General features: G+C 71.6%; 22 protein-coding genes and 1 riboswitch. Of the genes, 15 read left to right on the forward strand and 7 right to left on the reverse strand.

Going from position 1 to position 23,552, the window contains the following annotated elements:
• Positions 1–22 precede the first annotated feature (22 nt).
• The 3 genes from rpmA (at position 23) to proB (ending at position 2,958) form a co-directional block, all read left to right on the forward strand.
• Entirely contained in the window at positions 23–283 is a 261-nt protein-coding gene (gene rpmA, locus ACLJQE_RS27900; protein WP_103343431.1) for a 50S ribosomal protein L27, read from the forward strand.
• A gap of 111 nt (positions 284–394) precedes the next feature.
• Entirely contained in the window at positions 395–1,852 is a 1,458-nt protein-coding gene (gene obgE, locus ACLJQE_RS27905; RefSeq protein ID WP_410642358.1) for a GTPase ObgE, read from the forward strand.
• Positions 1,849–2,958 carry a glutamate 5-kinase gene (gene proB / locus ACLJQE_RS27910; RefSeq protein WP_410642359.1) on the forward strand — a complete coding sequence of 370 codons (1,110 nt, stop codon included), beginning with the start codon at positions 1,849–1,851 and terminating at the stop codon, positions 2,956–2,958. The genes obgE and proB overlap by 4 nt, the downstream gene beginning before the upstream one ends.
• A gap of 17 nt (positions 2,959–2,975) precedes the next feature.
• Here the strand turns inward: proB and ACLJQE_RS27915 are convergent, their stop codons facing one another.
• The 4 genes from ACLJQE_RS27915 to ACLJQE_RS27930 all read right to left on the reverse strand — a co-directional run bounded on the left by ACLJQE_RS27915 (position 2,976) and on the right by ACLJQE_RS27930 (position 8,560).
• The gene (locus ACLJQE_RS27915; protein ID WP_410642360.1) at positions 2,976–3,260 is read right to left on the reverse strand and encodes a putative quinol monooxygenase; all 285 of its coding nucleotides are present in this window, start codon (positions 3,258–3,260) and stop codon (positions 2,976–2,978) included.
• An 11-nt stretch (positions 3,261–3,271) separates the two neighbouring features.
• Positions 3,272–4,996, reverse strand: coding sequence for an arginine--tRNA ligase (gene argS / locus ACLJQE_RS27920; protein WP_410642485.1), 1,725 nt, complete (start codon positions 4,994–4,996; stop codon positions 3,272–3,274).
• 69 nt (positions 4,997–5,065) lie between these two features.
• A complete protein-coding gene (locus tag ACLJQE_RS27925) occupies positions 5,066–6,352 on the reverse strand; it encodes an MFS transporter (protein WP_410642361.1) in 1,287 nt (428 codons plus the stop codon).
• A 96-nt stretch (positions 6,353–6,448) separates the two neighbouring features.
• Complete coding sequence (locus ACLJQE_RS27930; RefSeq protein WP_410642362.1) at positions 6,449–8,560, reverse strand: RecQ family ATP-dependent DNA helicase; 2,112 nt, start codon at positions 8,558–8,560, stop codon at positions 6,449–6,451.
• 173 nt (positions 8,561–8,733) lie between these two features.
• On the opposite strand from ACLJQE_RS27930, the gene nadD reads away from it, so the two are divergent.
• The 7 genes from nadD to ACLJQE_RS27965 all read left to right on the forward strand — a co-directional run bounded on the left by nadD (position 8,734) and on the right by ACLJQE_RS27965 (position 15,828).
• Positions 8,734–9,327 (forward strand): nicotinate-nucleotide adenylyltransferase, encoded by a 594-nt coding sequence (nadD, locus tag ACLJQE_RS27935; RefSeq protein WP_410642363.1) that lies wholly within the window; start codon positions 8,734–8,736, stop codon positions 9,325–9,327.
• A gap of 60 nt (positions 9,328–9,387) precedes the next feature.
• The gene (gene rsfS / locus ACLJQE_RS27940) at positions 9,388–9,783 is read left to right on the forward strand and encodes a ribosome silencing factor (RefSeq protein WP_003067112.1); all 396 of its coding nucleotides are present in this window, start codon (positions 9,388–9,390) and stop codon (positions 9,781–9,783) included.
• Positions 9,780–10,394: a histidine phosphatase family protein gene (locus ACLJQE_RS27945; RefSeq protein WP_410642364.1), complete on the forward strand. Its 615-nt coding sequence runs from the start codon at positions 9,780–9,782 to the stop codon at positions 10,392–10,394. Before rsfS ends, ACLJQE_RS27945 begins: the two co-directional genes overlap by 4 nt.
• 3 nt (positions 10,395–10,397) lie before the next feature.
• Positions 10,398–11,126, forward strand: coding sequence for a diglucosylglycerate octanoyltransferase (gene octT / locus ACLJQE_RS27950; RefSeq protein WP_410642365.1), 729 nt, complete (start codon positions 10,398–10,400; stop codon positions 11,124–11,126).
• A gap of 4 nt (positions 11,127–11,130) precedes the next feature.
• Positions 11,131–11,994: a DegV family protein gene (locus ACLJQE_RS27955; protein ID WP_410642366.1), complete on the forward strand. Its 864-nt coding sequence runs from the start codon at positions 11,131–11,133 to the stop codon at positions 11,992–11,994.
• Positions 11,995–12,103: 109 nt separating this feature from the next.
• Complete coding sequence (locus tag ACLJQE_RS27960) at positions 12,104–12,826, forward strand: helix-hairpin-helix domain-containing protein (RefSeq protein ID WP_410642367.1); 723 nt, start codon at positions 12,104–12,106, stop codon at positions 12,824–12,826.
• Between the two features lie 635 nt (positions 12,827–13,461).
• Positions 13,462–15,828, forward strand: coding sequence for a ComEC/Rec2 family competence protein (locus tag ACLJQE_RS27965; protein ID WP_410642368.1), 2,367 nt, complete (start codon positions 13,462–13,464; stop codon positions 15,826–15,828).
• A 38-nt stretch (positions 15,829–15,866) separates the two neighbouring features.
• On the opposite strand, the gene thrC is transcribed toward ACLJQE_RS27965, so the two are convergent.
• Entirely contained in the window at positions 15,867–17,132 is a 1,266-nt protein-coding gene (thrC, locus tag ACLJQE_RS27970) for a threonine synthase (RefSeq protein WP_410642369.1), read from the reverse strand.
• A gap of 13 nt (positions 17,133–17,145) precedes the next feature.
• Positions 17,146–17,279: riboswitch (SAM riboswitch) on the reverse strand.
• A 148-nt stretch (positions 17,280–17,427) separates the two neighbouring features.
• Between thrC and holA the strand changes: the two genes are divergently transcribed.
• Positions 17,428–18,408, forward strand: coding sequence for a DNA polymerase III subunit delta (gene holA / locus ACLJQE_RS27975; RefSeq protein WP_410642371.1), 981 nt, complete (start codon positions 17,428–17,430; stop codon positions 18,406–18,408).
• Positions 18,409–18,507: 99 nt separating this feature from the next.
• On the opposite strand, the gene rpsT is transcribed toward holA, so the two are convergent.
• Complete coding sequence (gene rpsT, locus ACLJQE_RS27980) at positions 18,508–18,768, reverse strand: 30S ribosomal protein S20 (protein ID WP_013228460.1); 261 nt, start codon at positions 18,766–18,768, stop codon at positions 18,508–18,510.
• A gap of 221 nt (positions 18,769–18,989) precedes the next feature.
• Here rpsT and ACLJQE_RS27985 point away from each other — a divergent pair, with 221 nt between their 5' ends.
• Positions 18,990–19,853 carry a DMT family transporter gene (locus tag ACLJQE_RS27985; protein ID WP_410642372.1) on the forward strand — a complete coding sequence of 288 codons (864 nt, stop codon included), beginning with the start codon at positions 18,990–18,992 and terminating at the stop codon, positions 19,851–19,853.
• A 23-nt stretch (positions 19,854–19,876) separates the two neighbouring features.
• Positions 19,877–20,251: a VOC family protein gene (locus ACLJQE_RS27990; RefSeq protein ID WP_410642373.1), complete on the forward strand. Its 375-nt coding sequence runs from the start codon at positions 19,877–19,879 to the stop codon at positions 20,249–20,251.
• Here ACLJQE_RS27990 and ACLJQE_RS27995 read toward each other — a convergent pair.
• The gene (locus ACLJQE_RS27995) at positions 20,248–20,868 is read right to left on the reverse strand and encodes a class I SAM-dependent methyltransferase (RefSeq protein WP_410642374.1); all 621 of its coding nucleotides are present in this window, start codon (positions 20,866–20,868) and stop codon (positions 20,248–20,250) included. The genes ACLJQE_RS27990 and ACLJQE_RS27995 overlap by 4 nt on opposite strands.
• 115 nt (positions 20,869–20,983) lie before the next feature.
• Between ACLJQE_RS27995 and lepA the strand changes: the two genes are divergently transcribed.
• Positions 20,984–22,825 carry a translation elongation factor 4 gene (lepA, locus tag ACLJQE_RS28000; RefSeq protein ID WP_410642375.1) on the forward strand — a complete coding sequence of 614 codons (1,842 nt, stop codon included), beginning with the start codon at positions 20,984–20,986 and terminating at the stop codon, positions 22,823–22,825.
• Positions 22,826–22,975: 150 nt separating this feature from the next.
• Positions 22,976–23,545, forward strand: a complete 570-nt coding sequence (locus tag ACLJQE_RS28005) for a Uma2 family endonuclease (protein ID WP_410642376.1) — start codon at positions 22,976–22,978, stop codon at positions 23,543–23,545.
• Positions 23,546–23,552: the final 7 nt, after the last annotated feature.

The following is a 23,552-nucleotide window of genomic DNA, read 5'->3' on the forward strand; positions in this document are numbered from 1 at the left end:
GTTCTAGAAAGAGGGCTGAGCTATGGCTCACAAGAAGGGTGCGTCCAGCTCCCGCAACGGTCGTGACTCGAACGCGCAGCGCCTCGGCGTCAAGCGCTACGGCGGCCAGGAAGTCAACGCGGGCGAGATCCTCATCCGCCAGCGCGGCACCAAGTTCCACCCCGGCGTGAACGTCGGCCGTGGCGGCGACGACACGCTGTTCGCCCTGGCCGCCGGTGCGGTCCAGTTCGGCGAGAAGCGTGGCCGCAAGACGGTCAACATCGTCGTGCCGGTCGAGGCCTGAGTCTTCGGTTCTCGACGCTAGACCTCTGACGAGGGGTGGGGCCGGAATATCCGGTGCCACCCCTCGTTTGTTTGTGTAGTCCCTTTATTGCGAGTGAAGTGAGGCAAAGTCATGGCGTCCCGGTTCGTGGACCGTGCGGTCATCCACCTGACCGCCGGTGACGGGGGCAACGGCTGCGCCTCGGTGCACCGCGAGAAGTTCAAGCCACTCGGCGGCCCGGACGGCGGCAACGGCGGCAACGGCGGCGACGTCCTGCTGGTCGTCGACCCCAACGTGCACACGCTGCTCGACTTCCACTTCCGCCCGCACGCCAAGGCGGGCAGCGGCAAGATGGGCCAGGGTGGCAACCGCGCGGGCGCGGCGGGGGAGACCCTGGTGATGAAGGTGCCGTCCGGCACCGTCGTGTTCACCGAGGACGGCGAAATGGTCGCCGACCTGATCGGGCCGGGCACCACGTTCGTCGCCGCCCAGGGTGGCCGCGGTGGCCTCGGCAACGCGTCGCTGTCGTCGAAGGCCCGCAAGGCCCCCGGTTTCGCGCTGCTGGGCGAGCCGGGTGAGACCCGCAACCTCGTCCTGGAGCTGCGGTCGGTCGCCGACGTCGGCCTGGTGGGCTTCCCGTCCGCCGGCAAGTCGTCGCTGATCTCGGTGCTGTCCGCGGCCAAGCCGAAGATCGCCGACTACCCGTTCACCACGCTGGTGCCGAACCTCGGCGTCATCACCGGCGGCGACACGGTGTTCACGATGGCCGACGTGCCCGGCCTCATCCCCGGCGCGTCCGAGGGCAAGGGCCTGGGCCTGGACTTCCTCCGCCACATCGAGCGCTGCGCGGTGCTGGTGCACGTCGTCGACTGCGCGACGCTGGATCCCGGCCGCGATCCGCTGTCCGATGTGGACGCTCTGGAGGCGGAGCTCGCGAAGTACACGCCGAGTCTCGGCGGGAAGCTCGAAGAACGTCCGCGCGTCGTCGTCCTCAACAAGATCGACGTCCCGGAGGCCGCCGAGCTCGCCGAGTTCGTCCGCCCGGACTTCGAAGCCCGTGGCCTCAAGGTGTTCGCCGTCTCGACGGCGTCCCGCAAGGGCCTGCGGGAGCTGACCTTCGCGCTCGCGGCGATCGTCGAGCAGTACCGCGAGGCGCAGCCGGTGCTGGAGCCGGAGAAGATCGTCCTGCGGCCGCTCGCCGTCGACGACTCCGGCTTCACCGTCGAGGCGGACCCCGAGGAGGAGGGCTCGTTCATCGTCCGCGGCGCCCGCCCGGAGCGGTGGATCCGCCAGACCGACTTCGGCAACGACGAGGCCGTCGGCTACCTCGCCGACCGGCTCAACCGGCTCGGCGTCGAGGACCAGCTGGCGAAGCTCGGCGCGCGGCCGGGCAGCCCGGTCACGATCGGCGACGTCCAGTTCGAGTGGCAGCCGTCGACGCCGAGCGTCGCGATGCACCTGTCCGGCCGCGGCACGGACGTCCGGCTGGAGCGCAACGAACGGATCGGCGCCACCGAGCGCAAGGAAGCCCGCCGGATCCGGCGAGAGGGCTCGGACGAGGTCGAGGACGACCTGGACGTCGAGGAGTGAGCGGCACGCGCGAAGCCATCGCCGCCGCCCGGCGGCTGGTGGTCAAGGTCGGGTCGTCGGCGCTGACCACCGCGGGCAGCGGGCTCGACGTGGCCCGGCTGGACGCACTGGTCGACGCGATCGCCGAGCGCGTGGCCCGGGAGACCCAGATCGTGCTGGTGTCCTCGGGCGCGATCGGGGCCGGGCTGGCCCCGCTCTCGCTGGGCAAGCGGCCGCATGACCTCGCCACGCAGCAGGCGGCGGCGAGCGTCGGGCAGCTGGCGCTGGCGCACGCGTACGCCGAGTCGTTCGGGCGGTACTCGCTGACGGTCGGGCAGGTGCTGCTCACCTCCGACGACGTCGTCCGCCGTTCGCACTACCGCAACGCGCAGCGGACGTTTTCGCGCCTGCTGGCGCTCGGCGCGGTTCCGGTGGTCAACGAGAACGACACGGTGGCGACGGAGGAAATCCGCTTCGGCGACAACGACCGGCTGGCGGCCTTGGTGGCCCACCTGATCGGCGCCGACGCGCTGGTCCTGCTGTCCGATGTGGACGGCCTGTACGACGGCGACCCCCGCGGCGGCGCGACCCGCAAGCTGACGGAGGTCCGGTCCGAGTCCGATGTGGACGGGATCTCGGTCGGCATGTCCAGCTCCGGCCTGGGCACGGGCGGCATGGTGTCCAAACTCGCGGCGGCCCGCACCGCGGCGGGCGCGGGCATCCCGGTGCTGTTGGCGGCGGCTTCGGAAGCCTCGGCGGCGCTGACTTCGGCTTCCCCGGGAACGGCGTTCGTCCCGGCGGACACGCGGCTGTCGGCCCGCCGGTTCTGGCTGGGCTACGCGGCGGACACCACGGGCAGGCTCCGCCTCGACGACGGCGCGGTGACGGCGGTGGTCCGCCGCCGCCGATCCCTCCTGGCGGCCGGCATCACGGGCGTGGACGGCGACTTCCAGGCCGGCGACGTGGTCGACTTGGTCGACGCGAAGGACCGCCCGGTCGCCCGCGGCGTGGTGGCCTTCGACGCGACGGAGCTGCCGGCCCTGATCGGCCGGTCCACCCCCGAACTCCCGGCCGAACAACGCCGAGAGGTAGTCCACGCCGACGACCTCGTCCCCCTCCGCCGCTAACCCCGAGCGCTAGCCGGTCACGGCGCCTCGACCGCCGAGATCCGGTAGCGCGCCACCGATGCACCGCGGATCTGCGTCGCCTGCTCGTCCGACGGTCCGGACCCGCGGAACCGCTCCAGGTCTTCGCCGGACTCCCAGCGCTCGTACACCGTGACCCGTCCGGGGTCGAGCAGGTCGGCGCCCAGCGCGTACTCGAGGCAGCCCGGCGCCTCGCGCGCGAGCCGCACGGCTTCGGCGCACCCTTCGAGGTAGGCGTCACGGGCCTCCGGGGCGACCGCGAGCCAGCCGGCCACGATGATCATGCGTTCCTCCGTCAGAGTCGTTCGGGCGCTTCGATGCCGAGCAGCGAGAGTCCCAAGGCGAGCGTGTGCGCCGTCACCGCGGTCAACCTCAGCCGGGACGCGCGCAACTCCGGCGAAGACGCGTTCAAGACCGGACATTGCTCGAAGAACCGCGAGAAAGCCACTGCGGTCTCGTACAGGTACGTACAGAGCTTGTGTGGCGCGTAGGCGCTTGTCGCGGCCTTCAGAGCTTCGCCGAAGCTGAGCAGTTTCAGCGCCAGCGCCCGTTCCACCGGCGCTTCGAGCAGTACGTCGGTGCCCTCGGGCAGGCCGCCTGCTTTTCGGAGGATCGACCGCGTCCGCGCGTGCGCGTACTGGAGGTACACCGACGTGTTGCCCTCCTTGGCCAGCATCCGGTCCCAGGCGAAGACGTAGTCGCGTTCGCGGTCGCCGGACAGGTCCGCGTACTTGACCGCCCCGATGCCGACCGCCCGGGCGACTTCGGCCTGCCCCGGCGCGTCGAGCTCACTGCGTTCGGCGACGACCGCGGCGGCCTGCGTCACGGCCTCGGTGAGCAGGTCGGCCAGCTTGACGGTCTCCCCGGCCCGGGTCCGCATGGCCTTGCCGTCCGCGCCCAGCACCGTGCCGAAGCCGATGTGCTCGGCGTGCCCGGTCAGCCAGCCCGCCGCGCGGCAGGCGGCGAACACCATCGCGAAGTGCTGTGCCTGCGGCGTCCCGACGACGTAGAGCAGGTCGGTGGCGCCGCGTTCGGCTGTCCAGTACCGGACGGTCGCCAGGTCTGTGGCGGCGTACCCGTAGCCGCCGTCGCGCTTGCGGACGATCAGCGGCAACCGGTCGCCTTCGCGGTTGCGGAAACCTTCGGGGAACACGCAGATCGCGCCGTCGCTGACTTCGGTCAGGCCGGCTTCTTCGAGGTCGCCGACGACCGCGGCGAGGTACGGGTTGTAGAAGCTTTCGCCGTAGATGTCCTTGCCCGTCAGCGAAATCCCGAGAAGCGCGTACACCTCGTCGAAGTGCCGGGTCGACTCGTCGACCAGCTCACGCCAGACGGCGAGGGTGTCTTCGTCGCCGCTCTGCAGCTTGACGACACGCGTGCGCGCCCGCGTCGCGAAGGCTTCGTCGCTGTCGAACTTCCGGCGCGCTTCGCGGTAGAAGGCGTCGAGGTTGGCGATCGCGCGCTGCCCGGCGGAGACGTCGAGGAGGTGCTCGATGAGCATGCCGAACGGCGTGCCCCAGTCGCCGAGGTGGTTGTGCGGCAGCACTTCGTGCCTGGCGAACCGCAGCAGGCGAGCGAGCGCGTCGCCGATCACGGACGAGCGAAGGTGCCCGACGTGCATTTCCTTGGCGACGTTCGGGCTGCTGTAGTCGAGCGCGATCCGCCGGGGCGCCGTGGTTTCCGGCACGCCGAGCCGCGGATCGCCGAGCAGTGCGCCGGTGCGTCCTTCGAGCCATTCCGTGCGCAGCACGAAGTTCAGGAAGCCCGGCCCGGCCACTTCCGGCGGATCGGCGATCCCGTCGAGCTCCAGCGCCCCGGCGATGAGGCCGGCGACCTCGCGCGGCGGACGGCCGAGCCGCTTGCCCAGGCTCATCGCGAGATTGGCCTGGTAGTCGACGCCGTCGCGCGGCGACGCCTGGACCAGCGCCTGCTCCGGCGTCAGTTCGACGTCGAGTGCCCGGCCGGCGGCGGTCACCACGCGGCGCGCCAGCTCCTCGGTAACGTCGGCGGTTTGCTGCACGGTGTCCTCCTTCGGTCCGGTCACGGAGGCCCGCAGCGTAGCGAGAGTGACCGGCCGGGGACGAAGGGTTTACCGCAGCTCGCTGCCCTTGGTTTCCGGGAGCGTGAGGATCACCGCGAACGCGATCGCGGCACCCACGGCGACGTACCAGAAGTAGAGCGTCTGCGACACGGCGCCGAACAGGGTGATGAGCAGGGGAGCGGTGCCGCCGAAGATCGCGACGGTCAGGTTGTACCAGGCGCCGATGCCCAGCCCGCGCAGTTCGGTGGGGAACAGCTCGCTCATGATGGCCGGCGCGATCGACGTCATCGCCGTGTACAGCCCGAGCCCGACGCAGAACACCACGAGCAGCCCGCCGACACCCGGACCGATCAAAGTGGACAGCGGCACGACGGCGACCGCGGTCGCGCCGGACCAGACGAGCAGCTGCGGCTTCCGGCCGAACCGGTCCGACAACGCCCCGAGCGGGTACTGCAGCGCGATGAACAACGCGGTGCCGACCGAAAGCGCGAGGAAGACGGCGTCGGCGTCGGCGTGCCGGTTCTTCACCGCGAAGGACGTGAGCGCGCTGAAGAACGTGTAGTAGCAGAGGGTCGACAGCATCGTGAAGCCGACGAGCCTGCCCACGGCCTTCGGGTGGTGGGTCAACGTGGTCAGCAACGGCCGTTCGATCTTGCGCGCCTTGGCCTTCGTCTGCTCGAACAGCTCGGTCTCGGCGAGGCTGCGGCGCAGCCACAACCCGACCAGGCCGAAGACGCCGCCGAGCAGGAACGGCAGCCGCCAGCCCCACGACGTGAGCTGAGTCTTGTCGAGCGCGCGAGCCAGGACGAAGCCGAGCACGGTCGCGACGAGCACCGCCGAGCCGGTCGAGATGTAGAAGAACGCCGAGTACCGGCCGCGACGTTCCGGCGGCGCGATCTCGCCCAGGTAGGCCGACGCGTTCGACACCTCACCGCCGAGCGACAGCCCCTGGGCGATGCGCGCGAGCAGCAGCAGGATCGGCGCGAGCCAGCCGACCTGCGCGAACGTCGGCAGCAGCCCGATCGCCACCGACCCGCCCGCCATGAGCAGGATGGTGAGGATCATGGCGGGCTTCCGGCCGCGCGTGTCGGCGAACCGCCCGAGCAGCACGCCGCCGAGCGGCCGGAAGAAGAAGGCCAGCGCGTAGGTGGCGAAGGTGTTGATCAGCGCGAGCGTGTCGTTCCCGGCGGGGAAGAACGCACTGGCGAAGTAGATGCTGAACGTTGCGTAGATCGTCCAGTCGAACCACTCCAGCGCGTTCCCGGCACTGGCGGCGAACAGCTTGCGCACCGGCAGCCGGTGGCGCTGCGGAACCTGGACGGCGGATTCGGTCATGGCGGCCTCCACGTCACCCGAAGGTGGAACGGGACTTTGCCACATTCCTTCGCAGTGCGAAAGATCCCGACTGCCGCGTTTTCTCGTCCTCCTCCCTCAGGCCGTACTGGCCAACGCGAACGGCAGCACCGCGGGCGCCCCGGCCCGCCGCAGCAGCCGCGTGGCGAGCGTCATCGTCCAGCCGGTGTCGATGAGGTCGTCCACCAGCAGCACCGGCCCGGACGGCAGCGTCGCCGCGAGGTCGGCCGGCATGCTCAGCCGCCGCCACAGGTCCGCCAGCCGCTGCGCGCTGTTCGCCTGGCGGGGTGGCGGGCCGTCCGCGTCGAGCGCGCCGAGGAAGTCCAGCCTGCCGATCTCGGCCAGCCGCGTCGCCAGGCTGTACACCAGCTGTGGCCGCGTCGACGACGGCACCGCCACCACCGCCACCGGCCGTTCCGCCCACTGCCACCCGGCGAGCACCTGCACGCACGCCTTGAACACCGAGTCGGGCACCTCGGCGTCCGCCGCCTGGGGACCCACGAGCTCCCGCAGCCGGTTGCCCCAGCCGACGTCGGTGAGCCGCCCGAGCACCTGACCCGGCTCGGCCTGGTCGTCGGCCGAAATCCGCCCGGACACCGGAACGTCCAAAGAGGACATGCCGGTCGGCCACTGCTTCCGCGGCGCGACCTCGACACCGGGCCGCTGCAGGCGTTCCCGGGTCGCGTCGACGACCTCGTCCGCCACCGACGTGTCCCAGTGCTGCCCGGTGCAGTTGTCGCACCGCCCGCACGGCGTCGCCTCGGGGTCGTCGAGCTGGCGGCGCAGGTACTCCATCCGGCAGCCGCCGGTCGCGAGGTAGCCGAGCATCGCCTCCTGCTCGCGGTCGCGTGCCTCGGCGACCCGCCGGTACCGCCCGCGGTCGTACTGCCATTCCTCGCCCGTGCTCGTCCAGCCGCCCTTGACGCGCCGCACCGCACCGTCGACGTCCAGGACCTTGAGCACCATTTCCAGCCGTGACCGGGAAAGCTCGACCGACGGCTCGAGCGCGGCCGTCGACAGTGGACGGTCGGCGTACGCGAGGGTGTTCAGCACCTGCGTCACCCGAAGCTCGTCCGGGAAGGCCAGCGACCCGAAGTACGCCCAGATCGCCTTGTCCTCCTCGCCGGGCAGCAGCACGACCTCGGCGCGCTCCACGCCACGCCCGGCGCGGCCGACCTGCTGGTAGTAGGCGATCGGCGACGACGGCGCGCCGAGGTGCACGACGAACCCGAGGTCCGGCTTGTCGAACCCCATGCCCAGCGCGGACGTCGCGACCAGGGCCTTGACGCGGTTGGCGAGCAGATCGTCCTCGGCCGCCTGCCGGTCGGCGGGGTCGGTCTTGCCGGTGTAGGCCGCCACCGGGTAGCCGCGGTCCTTCAGCAGCGAAGCGACGTCGTGCGCCGCGGCGACGGTCAGCGTGTAGATGATCCCCGAACCGGGCAGCTCGGCCAGGTGTTCCGCGAGCCAGGCCAGCCGCGCCTGCGACGTCGGCAGCCGGCACACCGACAGCCGCAGGCTCTCCCGGTCGAGAGTGCCGCGCAGCACGAGCGTGTCCGTGCCGGTGCCGAGGCCCAGCTGCTCCGCGACGTCGGTGACCACGCGGTCGTTCGCCGTCGCCGTCGTCGCCAGCACCGGGACGCCTTCCGGCAGGTCGCCCAGCAGCGTGCGCAGCCGCCGGTAGTCCGGCCGGAAGTCGTGGCCCCAGTCCGAAATGCAGTGTGCTTCGTCGACCACCAGCAGCCCGGTGCTCGCGGTCAGCTTCGGCAGCACGTTGTCGCGGAAGTCCGGGTTGTTCAGCCGTTCGGGGCTGACCAGCAGGACGTCCACTTCGCCTGCCGCGACCGACGCCTGGACCTGGTCCCACTCCTGCGGGTTCGCGGAGTTCATCGTCGCCGCGTGGATCCCGGCCCGCGCCGCCGCCGAGATCTGGTTGCGCATCAGGGCCAGCAGTGGCGAGACGATGACCGTCGGCCCGCTGCCCTGCTCGCGCAGCAACGCCGTGGCCAGGAAGTACACCGCCGACTTGCCCCACCCGGTGCGCTGCACGACCAGCGCGCGGCGCCGCTGCGCGACCAGGGCCTCGATGGCGGTCCACTGGTCTTCGCGCAGCTTCGCCGAATCGCCGGCGAGTGCCCGGAGGAGGGTCTCGGCGCGGTCGCGGAGGGCTGGGGTGGTGCTGGTCGTGTCCACGCCCCCACGTCTACCCCATGGCACCGACAGACCGGGAATCGGCGGCGTCACGAACGGACCGTTCGCGACGAATACGGGCCGTAATGTGACCTGAATCACAGATTTTGCCCGGTCGGGCGAGGTGGCGAAGAGCACCGGGCCTCGTCGCGTCCGGCCTTATAGGCTCTCCGGTCATGTCACCACGGCGGATCGGGGTCATGGGCGGCACCTTCGACCCCGTGCACCACGGCCACCTCGTCGCGGCCAGCGAGGTCCAGTCCCGGTTCGAGCTCGACGAGGTGATCTTCGTCCCCACCGGGCAGCCGTGGCAGAAGACCGCCCGCGAGGTGACCAAGGCCGAGGACCGCTACCTGATGACGGTGATCGCGACCGCGTCCAACCCGGTCTTCTCCGTCAGCCGCGTCGACATCGACCGCGGCGGCCCGACCTACACCGTCGACACCCTGCGCGACCTGCACGCCGAATACCCCGGGGACGAGCTCTACTTCATCACCGGCGCCGACGCGCTCGAACAGATCCTGACCTGGCACAAGGCCGACGAACTGTTCGACTTCGCGCACTTCATCGGCGTCACGCGCCCCGGCTACCGGCTCAACTCCCACCACCTGCCCAGCGGCAAGGTGAGCCTCGTCGAGGTCACCGCGATGGCCATTTCGTCCACCGGCTGCCGCGATCGGGTCGAACGCGGCGAGCCGGTCTGGTACCTCGTTCCCGACGGCGTCGTCCGCTACATCGCCAAGAAGGACCTGTACCGGAAGAGCGACTGAACCGCGGCCGGTCCCTGCGGGTACCCTTCTCGGGCGAACCCGATCTGGAAAAGGAGCACCGTGGCAGCCACGTCCGAGGCACGAGAGCTGGCCGTAGCGGCCGCACACGCGGCGGCGGACAAGAAGGCCAGCGACGTCGTCGTGCTGGACGTGTCCGAACAGCTCGTCATCACCGACGCCTTCGTCATCGCCTCCGCGTCCAACGAGCGCCTGGTCGGCGCGATCGTCGACAACGTCGAGGAAAAACTGCGGGAGAGCGGCCACAAGCCGGTCCGCCGCGAAGGCGCCCGCGAAGGACGCTGGGTCCTGCTCGACTACGTCGACGTCGTCGTGCACGTCCAGCACGTCGAAGAGCGCACCTTCTACGGCCTCGAGCGGCTCTGGAAGGACTGCCCGCGCATCGAGGTGGCCGGTCTCGAGGAGCCACCCGCCGACGAGGACCCGGACGTCCCGTGAGCCCGCGGCGGCTGGTGCTCTGGCGTCACGGCGAGACGGACTACAACGCCGCCGGGCGGATGCAGGGTCACCTCGACTCGGCGCTGACCCCGCGGGGCTGGAACCAGGCCCGGTTCGCGGTGCCCGCACTGGCCCGCTTCTCCCCGGACCTCGTCATCGCCTCCGACCTGCGCCGGGCCACCGACACCGCCACCGTGCTCACCGACGCCATCGGCGTCCCGCTGCGGATCGACAAGCGCCTGCGCGAGACGCACCTGGGCGAATGGCAGGGGCTCACCGGCGAGGAGGTCGACCAGGCCTACCCCGGTGAACGCGACCGCTGGCGCACCGACGCGACCTGGGCCCCGCCCGGCGGGGAAAACCGCGTCGACGTCGCCGACCGCGCGGGCGAGGTGGTCACCGACCTGCAACAGGCCAATTCCGCGGCGGGCGACACCGTGCTGCTGGCCGCGCACGGCGGGCTGATCATCGCGCTGACCGCGCGGCTGCTGAACCTGCCGGTCGAGACCTGGCCGTCGCTCGGCGGGATCTCGAACTGCCACTGGGTCGAACTGGGCCGTCGCGACGGGAAGTGGCGGCTGCACGCCTACAACGCGGGGATGCACGGCTAGCCGATGGGGCCGCGCCTGCTGGTGTTCGGCGATTCGCTGAGCTTTCACGGTCCCGAAGGACCTTGCGCCGCGGACGAGCCGCGGCTGTGGCCCAACGTCGCGGCCGCCGCCCTCGGTGGCTCCGCCGACCTGGTCGCGGGCATCGGCTGGAACGCCAGGGACGCCTGGTGGTCGCTGACCGGCGACCCGCGTGTCTGGGCCGACCTGCACCACGTCGACGCGGTCGTGTTCGCGATCGGCAGCATGGACACGCTGCCCTCGCCGTTGCCGACCTACCTGCGCACCGGGCTGCGCTACCTGCGGCCCGACCCGGTGCGGCGCGTGGTGCGCAAGGCTTATCTCGCCGCGCAGCCGCGGCTGGCGGTGGCGCTGCGCGGCCGTCCCTCGGTGCTGCCGGCGAAGCTCACCGTGCAGTACCTCGACACAGCGGTGGGCGCGTTGCGCGTCCTGCGGCCGGAGCTGCCGATCTTCGGCTGGCTGCCGTCGGTCCACCGCGCCGCGGCCTACGGCGGCGTGCACACCGCGCGCCCGGCCGCCGCGGCGGCGATGGCGGCCTGGAGCGCGCGAGCGGGCGTGCCGTTGCTGGACCTCGCGGCCGTCGTCGGGGAGCACGTGCTCAGCGGCGCGGGCAATCCGGACGGCATGCACTGGGGCTGGCCGGGCCACGCCGCGGTGGGCGAGGCGATGTCCGTGTTGATGGCGCCGGAGCTGGCCCCCGGCCACGTAGGCTGACGGCGTGTCGGTCGCCGTAGTCACGGATTCCACCGCCCACCTGCCGGAGGGCTTCGCCGAACGGCACGCGGTCCGGGTGGTGCCCCTGCACGTCCTGGTCGACGGCGTGGTTTCCCTCGACGGCATCGAGACCGGACCGGCGGCGGTCGCGGAGGCGATGAAGCAGCGAAAGATCGTCACGACGTCGCGGCCGACACCCACCGAGTTCGTGAAGGAGTACCAGGCGGCGTTCGCCGACGGCGCGGACGCGATCGTGTCGGTGCACCTGTCGCGCGAGCTGTCGGGCACCTGGGAAGCGGCGGTGCTCGCGGCGCAGGAAGTCGGGCCGGACCGGGTCCGCGTCGTCGACTCGCGGACCACCGCGATGGGGCTCGGGTTCGCCGCGCTGCACGCCGCTTCGGCCGCCTCCGCCGGAGCTTCGGCGGCTGCCGTGGAAGCCGCCGCGGTGACGGCGGCCGGCTGCTCGTCGACGCTGTTCGTCGTGGAAACCCTCGACCACCTGCGCCGCGGCGGCCGGATCGGCCCGGCGGCGGCGCTGCTGGGCACGGCGCTGGCGGTGAAGCCGGTGCTGCACATGTCCGACGGCCGGATCCTGCCGCTGGAGAAGGTCCGCACGATGAACCGGGCGATCGCGCGCCTGGTCGAGCTCGCGGCTCAGGCAGCAGCCGAGGACGACGTCGAGCTCGCCGTCCACCACCTCGCGTCGCCGGAACGGGCGGTCGAGCTGGCGAACCGGCTCGAAGTGGCCGTGCCGCGCTCGGCGGGCTGCGTGGTCTCCGAGCTGGGCGCGGTGATCGGGGCGCACACCGGTCCCGGCGTGCTGGGGGTCGTCGTCCAGCGGACGGTCCCGTCCCGGAGCCGGCTGTGACATCCGGGTAGCTCCCGGGCTCGGCAATCCATCCACAACACCCCAGTTGTCCACAGGACGCGACATCACCCCTGTCGGACACCTCCCCGCGGGCCCTAACGTCGATCGTGTGTTCGAGCAGCCCGCCCGGGATCCGGGCTCTTCCGTCAACGACCGGCTTTCCTGGCTGGCCGACCAGCTCTCGCCCGATGCGAGCACGGTCGGCCCGGGCGGCCGGCTGATCCGGCGCTGGCTGCCGGGCGGACCGGCCGGAACCGGCCGCCGCCGGTGGGCACTGGCCGGCGTCCTCACCGCGGTGGTGGTGATCGTCCTCGGCGCGGTCGCGCTGGCCGGCGGCGGCCCGCCGCCCGAGCCGCCGCCCGCGCTGCCCAGCGCAAAGCCGGCGGCGGAGGTCCGCGCCGCACCACCGGCGGGTCTGGTGGTCAGCGTGATCGGCCGCGTCCGGTCGCCGGGCTTGGTGACGGTGCCCCAGGGCGCCCGGGTGGCCGACGTCCTGCGCGCGGCCGGCGGCCCCGAGCCGGGAGCGGACATCGGCGCGCTGAACCTGGCCCGCAAGGTGGCGGACGGCGAGCAGCTGGCGGTCGGCATCCCGGTACCGGCGGCGCCACCGGACCCCGGAGCCCCGCTGTCGGCCGGAGCGAAGGTCGACCTCAACACGGCAACGGCGGACCAGCTGGACACGCTCCCCGGAGTCGGCGAGGTGATGGCCAAGCGCATCGTCCAATGGCGCACGGACCACGGCGGGTTCACGAAGGTCGAGCAACTGCGCGACGTCGAGGGCATTGGCGAAAGCAAGTTCGCCCGCTTGCGCGAGCAGGTGACGGTCGGATGACCACATCCATGGCGGCGGCCACCAGACCGGCTGCACTTGATGCAGACGGGCGAGTCTTGTCCGCCCGCGCGAGCCGGCGGCCGGATGAGCGCGGCCACCACCCGGCAGGGCATATGGCTGGTTCCGGTGGAGGTCAGTTGGCCGTGTGGGAAGTCGCCGGGCCGAGCGCTTGCCTGGTGACGGTTACCTGGCTGGCTGTGGTTGGTTCCGGCGGTGTCGGCGGAGGCGGGTTCGTTCGGTTGCGGGAGCAGGTGGCGGTCAGGCGAGCGTCTCCCCAAGGCGGGGGCCCGGCAGGACATGTGGCTGTTCCCGAGGGCGAACGGGCCGTGCGGGAGGACGCATCAGCGGGAAGAGCGCTTGCCTCGTGGCCGATACCGGGCCGGCTGCGGCTCGTACCGGCGGTGTCGGCGAACGCGAGATCGCTCGCATGCGGGAGCAGGTGAACCTCGGATGACTGCCTTTCCCGTGGCTGACACCCGGCACGACATCTGGCTCGTCCCAGTGGTGTGGCCGGAGCCGTGCGCGGGACCAGGCTCCGGTCGGACGAACGCCTGCCTCGCGGCGGATCCCTGGCTGCCTGCCGCCGACATCAGCGAAGACAAGTTCGTTCGGTCGCGCAACGAGGTGGCGGCCGGATGAGCACCGTCGCCGATACCCGGCAGGACATGCGGCTCGTCCCGGCGGCAGGGGCGTGCTGGCTGGCGGCGCTGGCCGGCCTGCTGCTCGGCTGGTGGACGGCCCTCGCCGTCGGCCTCGTCTCCGCGGTGCTCGCCGGGCTCGTGCTGTGGCGCGCCCGCGGCCGCCCTCGGGCGCGTGACGCGGCGGCCGCCCTGCTCATCCTCGGCCTCCTCGCCGCAGGCCCGGTCTCCTGGCGAATCCGCGACGCCCAGCGCGACGAACTGCACGTCTCCGCGGCAGAAGGGCTGCCTGCGGCCTTGCGGGTCGTCGTCGCCGAACGTCCGAAGCCCGTGCGCAGCGCGGGGTACGCCGACCAGCAAGCCGGTGCCCGGTCGGTCGTCGTCGCCACCGATGTGCGTAGCGCGTCGGTCGACGGGCGGCCGGTTCCCTCGACCGGCCGCGTTCTGCTGCTGGCTCCGGTCGCGCAGTGGGCGTCGCTGCTGCCGGGCCAAGAGGTGACCGCGGTGGGCCGGCTCATGCCGCCGCGCGGCTCGGACCTGACCGTGGCCGTGCTGTCGGTGCGCGGCCCGCCCGGGGAGCCCGGCCCGGCGCCGTGGTGGCAGCGGGCGGCGGCCGGGCTGCGCACCGGGCTCCACGACCTGTGCCAGGTCCTGCCGGACGAACCCGCGGGCCTGCTGCCGGGTCTGGTGCTGGGCGACACGAGCGCGTTGTCGCCGCGCGTCGAGCAGGAGTTCGTCTCCGCGGGCCTCGCGCACCTCACCGCGGTCAGTGGCGGCAACCTCGCGGTGGTCTGCGGGGCGGTACTGCTCCTGTTGCGCCTGCTGCGGCTCGGACCCCGGCTGTCGGCCGCGGCGGCCGGGACGTGCCTGGCCGGGTTCCTCGTCCTGGTCGGCCCGGAGCCGAGCGTGCTGCGGGCGGGCGTCATGTCGGCCGTGGCACTGCTGGCCCTGGCGCTGGGACGCCGTGGTTCGGCGCTGCCCGCGCTGGCCCTCGCGATGTGCGTGCTGGTGGTGGCGGATCCGGCGATGGCCACGGACTTCGGCTTCGCCCTGTCGGTGTGCGCCACCGGTGGGCTGGTCCTCCTCGCGCCGAGGTGGGCCGACGCCCTCATCCGCCGCGGGATCCCGCCGGGATTCGCGGAGGGGCTGGCCATCCCGCTGGCGGCCTTCCTGGTGACGGCGCCGGTGCTCGCGGGCATGGCGGGTTCGGTGAGCCTGGTCTCGGTGCTGACCAACGTCCTCGCGGCGCCGGTCGTGGCTCCGGCGACGGTGCTCGGCGTGCTGGCGACGGTCACCGGGCCCTGGTGGCCGGGTGCGGGGAAGGTCCTCGTGCACCTGGCCGACCCGGAGGCCCGGTGGCTGATCACAGTGGCCCGGCACGGCGCGCGGGCTCCGGGCGCGGTCATCGCCTGGCCCGGTGGCTGGGTGGGCGGTCTGCTCGCCGCCGCGGTCCTCGCCGGGCTGGTGTTCGCGGCCCGGCACCGGCGGGTGCGGGTGCTGATGGCGGTGCTCGTCACCGGCGTGTTGCTGATCTTCGTGCCGGTCCGGGTACTGGCGCCGGCGTGGCCGCCGCGGAACTGGGCGATGGTCGAATGCGACGTCGGCCAGGGCGACGCGGTCGTGCTGGCGACCGGCGAGCCGGGACGGGCGGTCGTCGTCGACGCCGGACCCGAGCCGGGGCCGGTCGACGAGTGCCTGCACCGGCTGGCCGTCGACCGGATCCCGCTGCTGGTGCTGAGCCACCTGCACGCCGACCACATCGGCGGCCTCGCCTCGGTCTTCGACGGCCGCTCGGTCGGCGCGGTCGCCGTCGGCCCGGGGCGGTCGCCGGGGTGGGCGTGGCGTCAGGTGGCGGCCGAGGCCGACCGGCGGGCGGTGCCGCTGGTGGAGCTGAGCCCGGGCGAGCGGCTGGACTGGCCCGGCCTGGCGCTCGACGTCCTGGGCCCGCGCTACGTACCGGCCCGTTCGGTGGAGCGACCGGACGGCACGACGATCAACAACAGCTCGGTGGTGCTACGGGCGGAGACCGCGGTGGGCCGGATCCTGCTGACCGGCGACGTCGAACTGGCCGCGCAGGCAGACCTGGTGGCCGACATCGGAGATCTGAGAGCGGAGGTGTTGAAGGTGCCCCACCATGGCAGCCGCTACTCGTTGCCGTCGTTCCTCGCGGCGGTGGCCCCACGGGTGGCGATGGTCAGCGTGGGCGCGGGAAACACGTACGGACATCCCAGCAAGTCCACAATGGACACCTTGGTGGCGCTCGGCGCGCGGGTCACCCGCACCGACGTGGACGGCGACACGGCCGTGGTCGCCGGAACGGCAATCGCCCGCCGGGGCGAGCCCCGCGGGCCGCCCCGCCGCTGAGCGCCGGGGCGGGCCAAGGTGCCCGCCCCGGGCCGGGCTCAGTAGCCGAGGGCCTTGTTCACGGCCGCGGCCGAGGGCGGCAGCGTGGCCTTCGGGCCCACGTGGTTCTCGATCGCGTCGAGGGTCTTGAGGCCGTCGCCGGTGATGAGCAGCACCGTTTCGGCGTCCGGGTCCAGCTTGCCCGTCTCGACCAGCTTCTTGGCCGTGGCGACGGTGACCCCGCCCGCCGTCTCGGTGAAGATGCCTTCGGTGCGGGCCAGCAGGCGGATGCCCTCGACGACCTCTTCGTCGGAGACGTCCTCGATCGCGCCGCCGGTGCGGTTGACGATGTCGAGCACGTACGGGCCGTCGGCCGGGTTGCCGATCGCCAGCGAGCGGGCGATCGTGTCCGGCTTCACCGGCTGGACCACGTCCTGGCCGGCGCGGAACGCGGCCGACACCGGCGAGCAGCCGGTGGCCTGGGCGCCGAACACCTTGTACGGGCTGGCGTCCACGAGACCGAGCTGACCCAGCTCGCGGAAACCCTTGTCCACCTTGGTCAGCTGCGAACCGGAGGCGATCGGGACGACGATCTGCGGCGGGATGCGCCAGCCGAGCTGCTCGGCAACCTCGAAGGCCAGCGTCTTCGAGCCTTCCGAGTAGTACGGCCGGACGTTCACGTTGACGAACGCCCACTTCGGGTGCTCGCCGGCGAGCTCGGTGGCGAGGCGGTTGACGTCGTCGTAGTTGCCGTCGATGGCGAGGAGGTCGCCGTCGTACACCGCGGTGGTGAGGATCTTGGCGCGCTCGAGGCTCTTGGGGATCAGCACGACCGACCGCCAGCCGGCGCGGGCCGCGGCGGCGGCCGTCGCGTTGGCCAGGTTGCCGGTCGACGGACACGCGAGCACCTCGAACCCGAACTCGCGGGCCGCGGCCAGCGCGACGGCGACGACGCGGTCCTTGAACGAGTGCGTCGGGTTGCCGGTGTCGTCCTTGACCCACACGCGCTTGAGGCCGAGTTCCTTGGCGAGGCGGTCGGCGCGGACCAGCCGCGTCGCGCCCGGCTCGGTGTTCGGGATCTCTTCGACGTTGGACGGAACGGGAAGGAGCTTCTTGTAGCGCCAGATGTTCTTGGGGCCGGCCTCGATGTCCTCGCGGCGGACGCGGCCGAAGTCGTAGGCGACCTCGAGCGGCGAGAAGTCTTCGGCGGAGACGAACTCCGGGGCGAGCGGCTGCCGGTGGCCCTCTTCCTTCGACACCAGTTCGACTGCAGGACCAAGATCCGGGGTCTTCGTGGTGGAGGTCGTGCCGAGGGTGGCGGTCATCGCGAGGTTCCTTTCCTCATCTGCCCCGCCGAAGCGGGCCGGAATTGGCACCGTGGTCGTCAGCTATCCCGCGATCGCGGGATGACAGGCTGTACGCCGGTTGCCGGGGCTTCGTCGGGCCGTTCCCTCTGCCCCTCTGGATGAGCGGTATTCAGTTGTCGGTGCCGCGCACGCCGGATCTTCCGGGGCGGGCTGCCTCGGCTACACCGTACGACATCGCGCTCGGCCCGTGCCACGGTGGCTGCTCGACATCACCGGAGCGGGCGCACCGGAGCGCAAGTGAGAGGATTCCCGGGTGACCGCGCAAGCCACCGCCCCGGCCCCGTTGCAGCTGGTGCTGGGGGAGGAAGAACTGCTGATCGAGCGGGCCGTCCGCGAGACGCTCGCCGCCGCCCGCGCGACGGACCCGACCGCCGAGCTGACCCGGGCCCGGGTGTCCGATCTCACAGCGCCCGAGCTGGCCGAACTGGTCAGCCCGTCGCTGTTCAGCGAAGGCCGGGTGATCGTCCTCGAGTCGGCGCAGGACATCTCGCAGGAGCTGGCCGACGCCGTCGCGTCGTACCTGAAGGACCCGGCCGACGGGGTCGTGCTCGTCGTCGTGCACACCGGTGGCGGCCGCAGCAAGGCGGGCAAGACGCTCCCGGCCGTGCTGAAGAAGGCCGGCGCCGAGGTCACCGAGTGCCCGAAGCTGACCAAGCCGGCCGAGCGGGAGCAGTTCGTGCGCCACGAGGTGCGCCGGGTGGGCGGCAAGATCGACCCGGCCGGCGTCGCCGCCCTCCTCGACGCCGTGGGCTCCGACCTGCGGGAACTGTCCTCGGCGGCGACGCAGCTGGTCGCGGACACGGGCGGGGCCGTCGACGCCGACGCGGTCCGCCGCTACCACCGCGGCCGCGCCGACGTGACGGGGTTCGCGGTCGCGGAGAAGGCGGTCGGCGGCGACCGCGCGGCGGCCTTGGAGTCGCTGCGCTGGGCGATGCAGCTGGGTGTCCCGCACGTCCTGGTCGCCGACGCGCTGGCGGACGCGGTCCGCACGATCGCCCGGGTCTCCGGTGCCGGCCGGGGCAACCCGAACCAGCTGGCGGGCGAGCTCGGCATGCCGCCGTGGAAGATCCGCAAGGCGCAGGGGCAGTCCCGCGGCTGGAACCCCGACGGCCTGGCGACGGCGATGCGCGTCGTCGCGCGACTGAACGCCGAGGTCAAGGGCATGGCGGCGGACCCGGGTTACGCGCTCGAACGAGCGGTCCTCGAGGTGGCCGCGGCGAAGGGCGACCGCTGATCGGTGCGGGATGCGCCGGCCTCGGGAGCATCGAGCCGGGACGTGCGGACACGAAGAAGGCCCCGGCCGAAGCCGGGGCCTTCCCAGAAATCAACCAGCTCAGAGCGCGTTGACGCGCTTCGCCAGCGCCGACTTCTTGTTGGCGGCCTGGTTGGCGTGGATGACGCCCTTCGAGACGGCCTTGTCCAGCTTCTGGGCGGCGTCGCGCTGCAGCTCGACGGCCTTGGCCTTGTCGCCGGCCTCGGCGGCTTCGCGGACCTTGCGGATCGCGGTCTTCACCGAGGACCGGATCGCCTGGTTGCGCTGACGCGCCTTCTCGTTCGTCGTGATGCGCTTGATCTGCGACTTGATGTTGGCCATAGGGCAACTCCTGTTTCACTCGGTGAGATTCGCCGCCGCGCTGAAGTGGCCCCGCTCGAAAACGAGCCGGTTTCCTCCATGACGGAATGCCGCACGGGCAGCGAGCGACCACTCTAACAGCCCAGCCGCCCGCGCCCGGAGCCGGGATCCGCTCACCGGGAGTGCCGTCGGCGACGATAGTGCCCGGAGGTCCCGCGCCCGCGGAACCCGTGAGAGGTGCCATGAACGCCACCGCGCTGTCGCTCGTCCTCGTCGCCGCCGTGGTGCACGCCGCCTGGAACCTCGCCGCCAAGCGGGTCTCCTCCGGTGGCACCCAGTTCGTCTGGCTCTACTACACCGCCGGCGCCGTCCTGCTGCTTCCGGTCACGATCGTGGTGCTCGTCGCCGGCCACTACCGTCCACAGTGGAGCTGGCTGCTCGCCGCCGCGGTCACCGCCGTGCTGCACATCGCCTACGGCGTCGTGCTGCAGCGCGGGTACCGGGTCGGCGACCTCTCCGTCGTCTACCCCGTCGCGCGCGGTACCGGGCCACTGCTGTCGGTGCTGGCCGCCGTCCTCGTGCTCGGCGAGCGGCCCGGCCCGCTCGGTCTGCTCGGCGCGTTCCTGGTCGTCGCCGGGGTGCTGGTGATCAGCACCGGCCGCAAGGCGGGCGACCCCCGGGCCGTGCGGGCCGGGATCCGCTACGGCCTGCTGACCGGCGCCGTCATCGCCGGTTACACGCTCTGGGACGCGCACTCGGTGACCGGCCTCGGCGTGCCGCCGGTCGTCTACTTCGGCCTCGGCTCGGTCCTGCAGAGCGCTCTGCTCGTGCCCGGTGCACTGGCCGACCGAGCCGAGGTGACGCGAATCTGGCGTGAGCAGCGCCGCGAAGTCCTGCTCGTGGCGGTCCTGTCGCCGATCGCCTACATCCTCGTGCTGTTCGCCCTCACCATGGCGCCGGTCAGCCTGGTCGCGCCCGCCCGGGAGCTGAGCATCGTGCTCGGCGGCCTCGCCGCGTGGCTGGTACTGGGCGAACGTGACGCCGTGCGGCGGCTCGCCGGGTCGGTGATCGTGCTGTCCGGCATCGCGGCGATTGCGGCCGCCTGAGCCCGTCCGGTAGGGATGGTCGGATGGAGATCCTGAAGAGCCGGCTGCTGATCCGCCCGCGCGACGTCGCCGCGTCCACGGCGTTCTACCGCGACACCCTCGGTCTGGCCGTGGAGCGGGAGTTCCCCGGTGGCACCGTGTTCTTCCTCGGCCACGGCTCCCTGGAGGTCTCCGGTGCGGGCGAGACGGGCGCGTCGCCCGATCTGGTGCTCTGGCTGCAGGTCCGTGACCTGGCCGGCGCACTGGCCGGCCTCAAGGCGAAGGGCCTGGAGCCGGTGCGCGACGCCCGGCGTGAGCCGTGGGGCCTCGACGAGGCCTGGATCGCCGATCCGGACGGCACGCGCATCGTGCTGGTCGAGGTGCCCGAGGGCCACCCGATCCGCACGGACACCCGCTAGGCGGGCTTGACGGCGCGCAGCTGCGCGGCGAGCGCGGCGAACCCCGGCGGCTCCCAGGTCCAGGTCTGCAGGTCGGCGAAGCCCGCGGCGGCGGCTTCGTCGGCCAGGACGTGCCTGCTCACGGGCAGCCACTTCTCGTGCGCGGACAGCAGTAGCCGTCCGCCGGGGCGCAGCACCCGGAACAGCTCGGCGAACCCGGCCGCCCGGTCGTCCCACAGCATGACGTTGTTCACGCTCAGGACGACGTCGACGGACTCGCCGGGCTCGCCGGTGTGCGCCGCCGACCCTTCGCGCAGCTCGGCCCGGTCGCCGCAGCGCTCGTGGCACAGCGTGAGCATCTCGGGGGAGGGGTCGACGCCGACGGCGCGCCCGGCCAGCCGGGCGGCGGCCGCCAGGCCGACGCCCGGGCCGGGCCCGACGACCAGGACGGTCTCGTCCGGCTCGATCTTCGCCAGGTCGACGATGCGGTGTTCGGTGGCGGCGTTGCCCCGGGCCATGACCCAGCCGCCGAGGCGGCCGAGCGCGCCGGAGGGGTGACCGAACGTCCGGTCGAGGACGCGGGCGAAGCTGCTGGTCTCCGGCTGGGGAGGGGGTGCCGGCTGGTGCGGAGTGCTCATACTTCGAGGGCACCACGGATCGAGAAAGGCCGCATCGGGGATGACCCCCACCCGCACCCGGAGGGCCATGGGACCATAGGGGTGGCCATCCCCGACTTTCCGAGGACTCATTCGAGTGACGACGTTCGCCGACACCACCTTCACGCCGCCGGAGCTCATCCGGAACTTCTGCATCATCGCGCACATCGACCACGGCAAGTCGACCCTGGCCGACCGCATGCTGCAGCTCACCGGCGTGGTGGAAGAGCGCGCCATGCGGGCCCAGTACCTCGACCGGATGGACATCGAGCGCGAGCGCGGGATCACCATCAAGGCGCAGAACGTCCGGCTGCCCTGGCAGGTCGACGGGCAGGACCACGTCCTGCACATGATCGACACCCCGGGCCACGTCGACTTCACCTACGAGGTCTCCCGTGCCCTGGAGGCGTGCGAAGGCGCGGTCCTGCTGGTCGACGCGGCGCAGGGGATCGAGGCCCAGACCCTGGCCAACCTGTACCTCGCGCTGGAGAACAACCTCCAGATCATCCCGGTGCTCAACAAGATCGACCTGCCCTCGGCCGACCCCGACAAGTACGCGGGTGAGCTGGCCCACATCATCGGCTGCGAGCCCGACGACGTCCTGCGGGTCTCGGCCAAGACCGGCATGGGCGTCGGCGCGCTGCTCGACGAGGTCGTGAAGTCGGTCCCGGCGCCGCAGGGCGACGCCGACGCACCTGCCCGCGCGATGATCTTCGACTCGGTGTACGACACCTACCGCGGCGTCGTCACCTACATCCGCGTCGTCGACGGCAAGATCACCCCGCGCGAAAAGATCAAGATGATGTCGACCGGGGCGACGCACGAGCTCCTCGAGGTCGGGATCATCTCGCCGGAGCCCAAGCCGAGCAAGGGCCTCGGCGTCGGCGAGGTCGGCTACCTGATCACCGGCGTGAAGGACGTCCGCCAGTCGAAGGTCGGCGACACCGTGACGTCGGAGCGCAACGGCGCCAAGGAGGCGCTGGCCGGCTACCGCGAGCCGAAGCCGATGGTCTACTCCGGGCTGTATCCGGTGGACGGTTCCGACTACCCCGAGCTGCGTGAGGCGCTGGACAAGCTCCAGCTGAACGACGCGGCGCTCGACTACGAGCCGGAGACGTCGGTGGCGCTGGGCTTCGGCTTCCGCTGCGGCTTCCTCGGCCTGCTGCACCTGGAGATCACGCGTGACCGGCTCGAGCGCGAATTCGGCCTCGACCTGATCTCCACGGCGCCGAACGTGGTCTACGACGTCGTGCTGGACGACGGCAAGGAAATCCACGTCACCAACCCCTCGGACTGGCCGACCGGCAGCAAGATCGACAAGGTGCTGGAGCCGCTCAGCAAGGTCAGCGTCCTGGCGCCGTCGGAGTTCATCGGCACGATCATGGAGCTGTGCCAGAACAAGCGCGGCCAGCTGCTCGGGATGGACTACCTGTCCGAGGACCGGGTCGAGCTGCGGTACAACATGCCGCTGGGTGAGATCATCTTCGACTTCTTCGACACGCTGAAGTCGCGTACGCGCGGCTACGCGTCGCTGGACTACGAAGAGGCCGGCACGCAGGCGGCGGACCTGGTCAAGGTGGACATCCTGCTGCAGGGCGAGGGCGTCGACGCGTTCTCCGCGATCGTGCACAAGGAAGACGCCTACAACTACGGCAACCGCATGGTGAACCGGCTCCGCGAGCTGATCCCGCGGCAGAACTTCGAGGTGCCCATCCAGGCGGCCATCGGCGCCCGGATCATCGCCCGCGAAACGATTCGCGCGATCCGCAAGGACGTTCTGGCCAAGTGCTACGGCGGTGACATCTCGCGGAAGCGGAAGCTGCTGGAAAAGCAGAAGGAAGGCAAGAAGCGGATGAAGACCGTCGGCCGGGTCGAGGTCCCGCAGGAAGCTTTCGTCGCCGCATTGTCCACTGAGGACTCCGGAAAGAACAAGAAGTAAACTGTTCTGTTGATGTGACTGTTCCATTGATGTGACAGCGGCGCCCGTATTCACGCCTACGCGTGAATACGGGCGCCGAACCCGTGTTCGAGGTGGTTTCTGTCGGTGCTCTCTGGTTTCCTCTGGTGTGAAGAGCGAAAGGAGAGCACCATGACGGTCATGGCAGACATCGAGCTTCCCGCCGATTCGGGCCCCCTGACGGTGCACGATCTCGAGGGAATGCCGGACGATGGCCGACGTTACGAACTCATCGACGGAGTGCTCATCGTGAGCCCCGCGCCGGGTCGAAGACACCAGAAGATCGTGATGAACCTCGGGAGAGCCCTCGAGGACGTGTGCCCGGCAGAGTACGACGTACTCGTCGCGCCGTTCGCGGTGCACTCGGGTGACAAGATCGAGCTTCAGCCGGACGTCCTGGTCGGTTTGGACGAGGACTTCACGGACAAGGATCTCCCCGCGCCACCGGTGCTGGCGGTCGAGGTGCTGTCGCCCAGCACGGCGATCCACGACCTCAACACCAAGAAGGCGGTCTACGAGCGGCTTGGGACGGGCAGCTACTGGGTGATCGACCCGGCGGCGCCCGCGTTGACGGTGTTCGAGCTGGACGCGAACGGCCACTACCAGCAGGTGGCCAAGGCGGCGGGCGACGAAGTCCTCGAGCTCGAGCGGCCGTACCCGGTCCGGATCGTGCCACGGGAGCTGCTGGGCCGGCTCGGCTGAGCGGCGT

This window comes from Amycolatopsis sp. lyj-346, assembly GCF_046548975.1.
Lineage (GTDB): Bacteria > Actinomycetota > Actinomycetes > Mycobacteriales > Pseudonocardiaceae > Amycolatopsis.